General features: G+C 27.3%; 6 protein-coding genes. 4 read left to right on the top strand and 2 right to left on the bottom strand.

Going from position 1 to position 8296, the window contains the following annotated elements; genetic code table 11:
• Positions 1–191: 191 nt before the first annotated feature.
• Positions 192–1418 (bottom strand): hypothetical protein, encoded by a 1227-nt coding sequence (locus CLTEP_RS08675; protein ID WP_066825542.1) that lies wholly within the window; start codon positions 1416–1418, stop codon positions 192–194.
• A 259-nt stretch (positions 1419–1677) separates the two neighbouring features.
• Here CLTEP_RS08675 and cutA point away from each other — a divergent pair, with 259 nt between their 5' ends.
• From cutA to CLTEP_RS08655, 4 genes are all read left to right on the top strand, one after another.
• Complete coding sequence (cutA, locus tag CLTEP_RS08670) at positions 1678–2013, top strand: divalent cation tolerance protein CutA (protein WP_066825539.1); 336 nt, start codon at positions 1678–1680, stop codon at positions 2011–2013.
• 296 nt (positions 2014–2309) lie between these two features.
• On the top strand, positions 2310–2702 hold the full coding sequence (locus tag CLTEP_RS08665; RefSeq protein ID WP_242863897.1) for an HIT family protein: 393 nt from the start codon (positions 2310–2312) through the stop codon (positions 2700–2702).
• 173 nt (positions 2703–2875) lie between these two features.
• On the top strand, positions 2876–5122 hold the full coding sequence (locus tag CLTEP_RS08660) for a DEAD/DEAH box helicase family protein (RefSeq protein WP_066825535.1): 2247 nt from the start codon (positions 2876–2878) through the stop codon (positions 5120–5122).
• Positions 5123–5318: 196 nt separating this feature from the next.
• Positions 5319–7112 carry an AIPR family protein gene (locus tag CLTEP_RS08655; protein ID WP_066825531.1) on the top strand — a complete coding sequence of 598 codons (1794 nt, stop codon included), beginning with the start codon at positions 5319–5321 and terminating at the stop codon, positions 7110–7112.
• A gap of 42 nt (positions 7113–7154) precedes the next feature.
• On the opposite strand, the gene CLTEP_RS08650 is transcribed toward CLTEP_RS08655, so the two are convergent.
• Positions 7155–8231 (bottom strand): beta family protein, encoded by a 1077-nt coding sequence (locus tag CLTEP_RS08650; protein WP_066825528.1) that lies wholly within the window; start codon positions 8229–8231, stop codon positions 7155–7157.
• Positions 8232–8296: the final 65 nt, after the last annotated feature.

The following is an 8296-nucleotide window of genomic DNA, read 5'->3' as shown; positions in this document are numbered from 1 at the left end:
AAACTATGAGGGATAAGGGCAAGTGTTCTCGCCCGTTAAGAATAAGGGTTGCCTGTTAAGGTCGAAAGTTAAATACCAAACTTCTTACAAAGAAGCCACATCCCCTTGTGGGTGTGGTAGTTCACACTTAGTGTTTTTGTTTTGTATATAGATTGAAGAGAAACCATATGAAATAGAAGGGAATCCCCCATTTACTTAAGTTGAGATGGAAAATTCATATTTTCAAGCAGATATTGAAAATTTTTATCGTTTTCGAAGTCGAAATTAACGATTCTCGCAAATACATTATTAAATTTTGTGTATTTTTCAAATTGCTGAAACTTTTTCTTTTTAGGAGTTTTGTATTTTGAAAGTATTTTTTCACCTAAAGGAGTAAGATCATAAGCATAAGGGCATTTGAATAAGAATGGCTCTAGAGGAAGTTTTCCATCAAAAGCAGCACAAAAATTTTCAAGATGATGACCGATTTCATAATAATCAATACAAATTGGCTGAATTACTTGAAGATAATATCCAAAAACATTTACAAACCACATTCCAAAAAATATATCTAAAATAGTCATTGATGCCATAATCATTTTTGCCTCTTTATGCTTTGATGTAAATTCGTCGAAGTCTTCCATGCCAGATAGCTTATTGTCACTGAATAGAAAACTAATGTCTATATTTAATTTTGAATACATTTTTTTATAAATATCATCTACAATCATATTATTATCAAGTAAATATATAATAAAATCTTCTGTAAATGTATTTTCAAGGAATACTAACTGCCTTAGCAATATTTTTGATGAAACAGCAATGCTTGCATTGAATATTTTTTCAAACTGTTTCCTTTTTGACAACTTAAAGAAGGTGTTGACTTCATCGGTTACTTGTGCACATTTTATGTGTAATGAGGGCATATCCTTTAATAGGTTTAGCTCATATGCTACTTCAGTGAGATAAATTAAGTAGTACATATTGTTATAATTGATATTGACTAGCAAATCTTCAAAATCCTCAACAAGAAAATCTTCTTCTTTGCAAAATCGTACACTAGGCGTACAAAACTCAATAAAAGTTTTCATGTCATTGACAACAGGGTGATTATCTAAACTGAAGAATTTAAAATTTAGTTCGAATTTAAGAGCTCGTTTTCCGTTTCGTTTAGCATTAACATGAGGAACTGTCATATATTTAGTGCCGAATTTTTTGTGAATTTGTGTGTTTATATAATTTGCAGGAGAAGTTTTATCATCGTTAATAAGTGATGAATAATACCAATTTTTAAATATGAAGTCGCTAAAAATGAATAACTCTTTTTTACGTTTTGATTTAAGATCGTTATATTCTAGTTCAAAATTCTTTTCAAATAAGTGAATTACATCGCTTATTCTCTCATTGTTTAAACAATATTCAGATATATTTTTTTCCATTTCATTATCCCATCCTTTACATATGCATTTTATAACATCACTGTATATTATAGACAGAATGTTAACAAAAAAATCATTTAAGCAAAAATTTTTCTATGAGATTTGTAATTATTATACTTGTGGAATTTTCAAGAATGTATAATTTATAGTATTATTTTTGAATAAAGATGTGGATTTTGCAGTTTGACAATATAATTATGATAAAATATAAATGAGAGCTCTAATTAATGAAAGTAGTTCACGGGAGGAGTACAGAGGTATGAAATTCAATATTTTTAAAATAGAGACGTTTATTCCAGAGGAATATGTTACAGAATTAAGGAAAAGTCTTAATGATATAGGTGTATTGAGCATTGGTGGAAATTATGATAATTGTATGACGGTTTCAAAGGTTATAGGGTCATGGAGACCTTTAGAAGGAGCCAATCCATTCGAGGGTAATATAGGCGAAATATGTATTGCTGAAGAAATCAAGGTAGAATTTTGTTGCAAAAGAGATATTGTAAAAACTGCAGTTGAAACGATCAAAAGAGTACATCCCTATGAAGTGCCGGTTATAAATATTATTCCTATTGTGAATATTGAAGATATATAAAGCATTTTCAAAGAAATAACTAGTCAGTATGCTGATTTATTTTGTGAACTATTTCATCGTCGGAATCCGTTGATAAAAACTACTATCAGAGGAACCCAATTCTTCGTATTTCACAAAATAATAAGTCAAATATGTATAAGAAAATATTTAAATTCGTAATTTAAATTTTCATCATATATAGTACAATGGAAAGAAATGTAGCACGTAGAGATTTTTACAGTGAACATTGATACAAAATATATGTGCATTAAATATAAATATAAATATTTCATATTACGAATTGAAGGAGAAAATAAATGAAAGGTGAGATTGATATGAATTGTTTGTTTTGTAATTATGATAGAAGTGAAATAATAGCAGAAAATGAGTTGGCTTTTGCAATTCTAGACCGTTACCCGGTCAATGAAGGACACACACTTATTATACCAAAAAGGCATTTTGCGAATTTTTTTGAAGCAACAAGAGATGAGGTTATAGCAATTTATAGCTTAATGCATGAGGTAAAAGAAATGCTAGATATTCAGTATGAGCCAACAGGTTACAATGTGGGCATAAATATTGGGTATGACGCAGGACAAACTATAATGCATCTTCATGTGCATTTAATTCCTAGGTATAAAGGGGATGTTGAAGATCCTAGAGGAGGAATAAGAAAATTAAAGGATGAATTGGTTCCGTATGAGGGGTGATATGTGTGATTAATTTTAGAATTAAGGGATAATTTAAATGACTTACTTTAAACGAAATTGCTGAGAAGAATTACTAATCAGCAGCTTTAATTTGCTTATAAAGTTAATTTTTACTATAATATGTGGTAAAATTAAATAGGATTAATAATTTATATTTTGTGTGGGGGAACAAAATGAAAAGTGGAGAAGATAAGATAAAATTAGGAAGTATTGCTGAAGATTTATTTATAGAAATATTTTCAGATGTTTTCGGTGTGGATAAAACAAATTACTTGTATCCTCAATATAACTTTGTTGATATTTATGGAAATAATAGATATATTGATTTCGCTCTTAAAAGTGAAGGAGAAAAAATTGCAATAGAAATAGATGGCGAAACATGGCATAATCCTTCGAAGGTATCAAGAGATAAATACTATGATGATTTATTAAAACAAAATTGTCTTATTTATGATAATTGGAAAGTATATAGATGGGTTTACAATCAACTTAAAATGCAACCTGAAAAAGTTAAAGACGAGCTTATTACATTTTTAGGCGAATTACCTATTTTTGATGAAATTGATAATTTTCTACCTGAACAGAAAGGAAAAGCTTTTGTTTTAAAAGAACATCAGCAAGAGGCATTAGAAAATTTAGAAAAAATGAGACAAAATCATGAAACTATTGCGTTGCTTTATCATGCAACAGGTACAGGGAAAACAGTAACCGCGGTTAAGGATGCAAAAAAAATAGGAAAGAGAACTCTATTTTTAGCTCACAGAAAGGAACTAATTAAGCAGGCTAAGAAAACTTTTGAAGCTGCATGGAGTGAAGTGTCATGTGGAATATATATGGGATCTACAAAAGAAGCAGATAAATATGTTGTATGTGGAAGTATACAGAGTATAGGTTCAAATTTAGATATGTTTAAGCCTGATGATTTTGGATATATTGTTATTGATGAAGCTCATCATGTGGCTGCTGAAACGTATAGAAAGATTCTTGGTTATTTTAAGCCTGATTTTACTTTAGGTCTTACAGCAACTCCAGAAAGAGAAGATGGTGAAGATATACTAGAAATATTCAAAAAAACTGCTCATAAACTAGATTTGAAAACTGCTGTAGAAATTGGCGAATTAGTTCCTATAAGATGTATAAGAGTTAAAACTAATGTTGATTTATCATCAATAAGGATAAATGGAATAAAATATAATTCAAAAGATTTAGAAAGCAAGTTGTTTTTACCAGAGAGAAATAAGCTAATTGTAGATACTTATTTAGAATATGTTAAAAATAAAAAAACGGTGGTGTTTTGTGCATCAGTTTTCCATGCTGAACAAATTGCACAACTTTTCAAACAAGCGGGTATTAATGCAGAAGCAGTTTCAGGGAATACCAAAGTAAAATTAAGAGAAAAAATATTAACGAATTATGAGCATGGAGACATTGATGTACTGTGTGCATGTGATTTGCTTAATGAAGGATGGGATAGTCCTAGAACAGATGTGCTTTTTATGGCTAGACCTACGATGTCTAAAACTATTTATATGCAACAGTTGGGAAGAGGAACAAGAAAATGTGAAGGAAAAGATTATTTAATGGTATTCGATTTTATAGACAATGCTAACCTTTTTAATATGCCTTTATCTGTTCATAGAATATTTGATATTAATAAATATGTTCCAGGTGAATATGTAGTAGCTTCAAGTAAGCAAAGAAAGATAGATGAGGACTTATTCAGAAAAGGAGAGAAACCAGTTGTATATTTAGATTTTCCAGTGGATCCTTCGGATTATGAATACGTTGATTTATTTGATTGGCAAAAAGAAGCCAAGAATTTAATTTCACAAATTGAATTTGTAAGAATGGTTGATGTACAAGCAGAAACGTTAAGTAGATATATAAGAGATGGGAAGATAAAACCAGATTTACAAGTTCCAATGAGCAATAAAGTATTCAATTATTTTAAGAGAGAGACCATAGAAAAATATGCCAGAGAATTTGGATGGGAGCTAATAAATGCAGCTAATATGAAAGATAAATTCATGAAAATGATTAAAACAATGACGATGTCATATTCATATAAGCCAGTATTGTTAAAAGCTATGTTAAATGAGTGTGATGAAAAAGGTAAAGCATTAATTGATGATATTGTAGATTATTTTATTGATTTTTATAAAGATAGAAAACGAAGGGGATTGAAGGTAGAAAAGAAAAAATGCATATATAATCATGATATTTTGGAAAGAAAAGATATAAGAAAAAATATATTATCTAATCCTTTTAAGAGGTTTGAAGATATGAGATTTATGGAAAAATGCAAAGATATAGAATATGTGAGATTCAATAGATATATTTGGAAGAAATTAAATGATGAAGATAAAGAATGGATTGTTAGATGGTGTGATAAGAAGTTGAATGAGTATTATGGGGAATGAAATGTTTTGTGAGTGTTAGAATATTTTTTTAATAAATGCATGAAATTGTATCTAATAGATGAAGAATTATTTATTTTATCAAAGGCACGAAAAATGATAGCATATTGTTAGCCAAAAATGTAAAAGTATTTATTTAAAAAATATATAAGAAAGACACAAGTATTATCTAAAAATTTATCAAGGGGGTTAAAAAGAAGTGCAAAAAAATAATTATATTATCAAAAATATGGAAGAATATATGGGGTTTGAGAAAATTACAACATTAGAAAAAGGAAGTAGGTTTTTGCAATGGATATTATATTATTTATTTGAAAAAACTGATGATGAAATTGAATGTAATGATTTAGAAGAGGGTGTCCTAATTTCAGATGGAGCTAATGATGGAGGTATTGATGCAGCATTTGAAGAAAATGGAGCAGTTCATATAATACAGGCTAAATTTGGATATTCACATAAATATGAAGAAGTTATTGCATTTTTAGGTAAGATTAAACTTTTTATTATGGATGGACCGCAGGATAATATAAAAGAAGAAAGTATAGAAGTTTATAATGCGATTACAAAAGCTGAAGAAGTGTTTATATATTACATTACGAATGAGCACATAGTGGAAAGTAAATATGAAAATATAATTAAATTTATTAGCGATATAGAATATGAGCTTAATAATTTTTATGATAATAAAAGATTTAAAATAAGAGTATTGGATATAAATAAGATGGAAGACTTTATTGATGAATGTAAAGAAATGGTTCCGAAAAAATTTAAAGGCACTAAACACAACATTAAAGTCGAAAAATATTTTGTAAATAAAGAGAATAATACAATAATTGCTGAAGTTTCATTAAAAAGTTTAGCAACATTTATAAATAAAGCTGAAAAATATTTATTTTATTCAAATATCAGAAATTTTTTAGGCAAAAATAAAGTGAATAAGAAAATTGCAGAAACGTATTGTACATGTCCTAAAAACTTTTGGTTTTATAATAATGGTATAACAATAGTGTGTGATAACTTCGAAAAAAAATTTGAATTAAAAGATGGAGGAGCAAAAATAGAAATTATAACACCACAAATTGTTAATGGTTGTCAAACAGCAAGCACAATTTATTCGATTTGGAAGAAACAAAATAAAGAAAAAAGAAACAAGGTTGAAGGAACAATTTTAGTTAAGATTATTAAAGGCACAAATAAAAGAAAGGAAATTACAAGATATACAAATACGCAAACAGCAGTTACAGGAAAAGATTTTTTTGCTTTAGAAGAATTCCATCAAAAATTAAAAAAAGAATTTAAATCTTTGGGGTATAATTATGAAATACAAAGAAAAGACAAAGTGAACAAAAAAGCAAGAGGGAGTAAGGAATACGCATATCTCTTTGATAAAAAGTTTAAAAATTCATTTTTTGTAAAAGATGTTGTACAGGCTTTTGCGGCAGGAATGCATTTTAAACCAGCTAAGGCTAGAAGCATAAGTAACCTAGTACCTGGTGGAATATATTATGATAAATTATTTAATGATGAAGCGACTCCACAAAATCCAAAATATTATTTATTTCCTTACGGTGTTATGTATTATTCCAGGAATATATTAGGACACAAAAATAATAACAAGTTAAAATCTTCTAATTTGTTATATATATCGATATATTTTAAAATAGTACTACAAATTTTGAAACGCTTAAAACTAGTTGATGAAGATGTAGATGATTTTATTCATTGTGATGACAATATACTAATTTATTTAGATGAAATATTTGTAAATGAAAAGTTAAATAAAAAATTATTACAGTTAGCAGAAAATGTATTAAAGATATTTTTAACAGATAGTACGATAAAAAGAAAGATAGGTGATAATTTACCTAAATTTCTTAAATCTAATATTGAAAATGATCCTGAAGCTATTTTTATACTTTCAGAAAAAATTAACGATGCACTTGGTGAATTTGATATTTCTGAGGTTGAAGAAGTATTATTAACACCCGTTTAGAAATTTTTAAATAAAAAATATTTAATGAAACATTATCATCCTTTACAATAACGTCAAAAATATTATCGTGAGGGATGATATAAAATTAAAATTTATAGTTGCAATAGTTACAATAAACAATAAATGTAATTTTAAAGATAAAGATATAGCAATCTTATATTTTTCATCTTCATTCAATATTTTTACAATACTTTTGCAGCACGGACACTTATTGTGGTAATTATCCGAATAATCTTTCCAATAATTTGGGTTGACAACGGAAGGAGCAATAGTTGCTCTAAATTCATTTATATTATATCTAAAACCAATATAGCTATTGTTCTTGAATGAATAATATATAAATCCAGGGATAATGGTACTACCATTATCAGGTAGACAACTTTTAATAGTTGCATAATCCCCAAAACCATCAAAACCTAAAGATATATAATTATCTCTAAGCCTATTATCTATGGAATATATTGGTACATTATTTTTTAAACTTTTATTTGTTAAATTATCAAGTATTACTGAGTTGATTATAAAGGCATTAATATTATATTTAAATTTGACTTCTCTAAGTTTAATATAATAACTTAAAAGATTCCTTAAGTTATATTTAGTATGTTCAATATCAAATATGATTATATCATTTTGGGTAATTACAGATATGATTTCATTAAGAGCTTCATAGAAATAGTTAATTTTCAATTTGTAGCCTATTAAATTGAAAAAGTTTCTTAATTTTTTACTATTGCTTACGATTAATTGTTGATTAAAATTATAATTACTTTCATCATAAGATATTATTGGAATTAAATTTTTAAAAGAACTCAGAGAATGAAATAAATCTATCTCATATAAAGGATTATTATTTAGTTTGTTTAAAAATGTATTAATAGCAGATTTAGTTTTTTTATGTTTAGATAGCTTAATAATATCAGTCATAAAAGGAGTGTTGATACTAGATGTGTTTTTTAATTTTTCACATAAAGAGCGATTTGATTTAGATGATGATTTTTCTTGTACGATTTCAATTAATGGGATAATTTTCTTGTTGATTGTGTATTCGTAAAGATTCTTCAAAGACTTCATTTCTACTGGTCTATTTTTAAGTATTGGTGTATAAAATTGGTTCATTATTCCTTTGAAAAAATATCTTTGTTTAGTATTAAAGATATGAATGAATTAACAATAGTAGAATA

This window comes from Clostridium tepidiprofundi DSM 19306 (assembly GCF_001594005.1).
GTDB classification, from domain to species: domain Bacteria; phylum Bacillota; class Clostridia; order Clostridiales; family Clostridiaceae; genus Clostridium_AC; species Clostridium_AC tepidiprofundi.
Note: the sequence above shows the minus strand (reverse complement) of the source record. Positions and strands in the feature narration are given on the sequence as shown.

Coding starts and splice junctions, on each gene's coding strand:
- CLTEP_RS08660 (WP_066825535.1), top strand. CDS start 2,876: ATGAAAAGTGGAGAAGATAAGATAAAATTAGGAAGTATTGCTGAAGAT.
- CLTEP_RS08675 (WP_066825542.1), bottom strand. CDS start 1,418: ATGGAAAAAAATATATCTGAATATTGTTTAAACAATGAGAGAATAAGC.
- cutA (WP_066825539.1), top strand. CDS start 1,678: ATGAAATTCAATATTTTTAAAATAGAGACGTTTATTCCAGAGGAATAT.
- CLTEP_RS08650 (WP_066825528.1), bottom strand. CDS start 8,231: ATGAACCAATTTTATACACCAATACTTAAAAATAGACCAGTAGAAATG.
- CLTEP_RS08665 (WP_242863897.1), top strand. CDS start 2,310: ATGAAAGGTGAGATTGATATGAATTGTTTGTTTTGTAATTATGATAGA.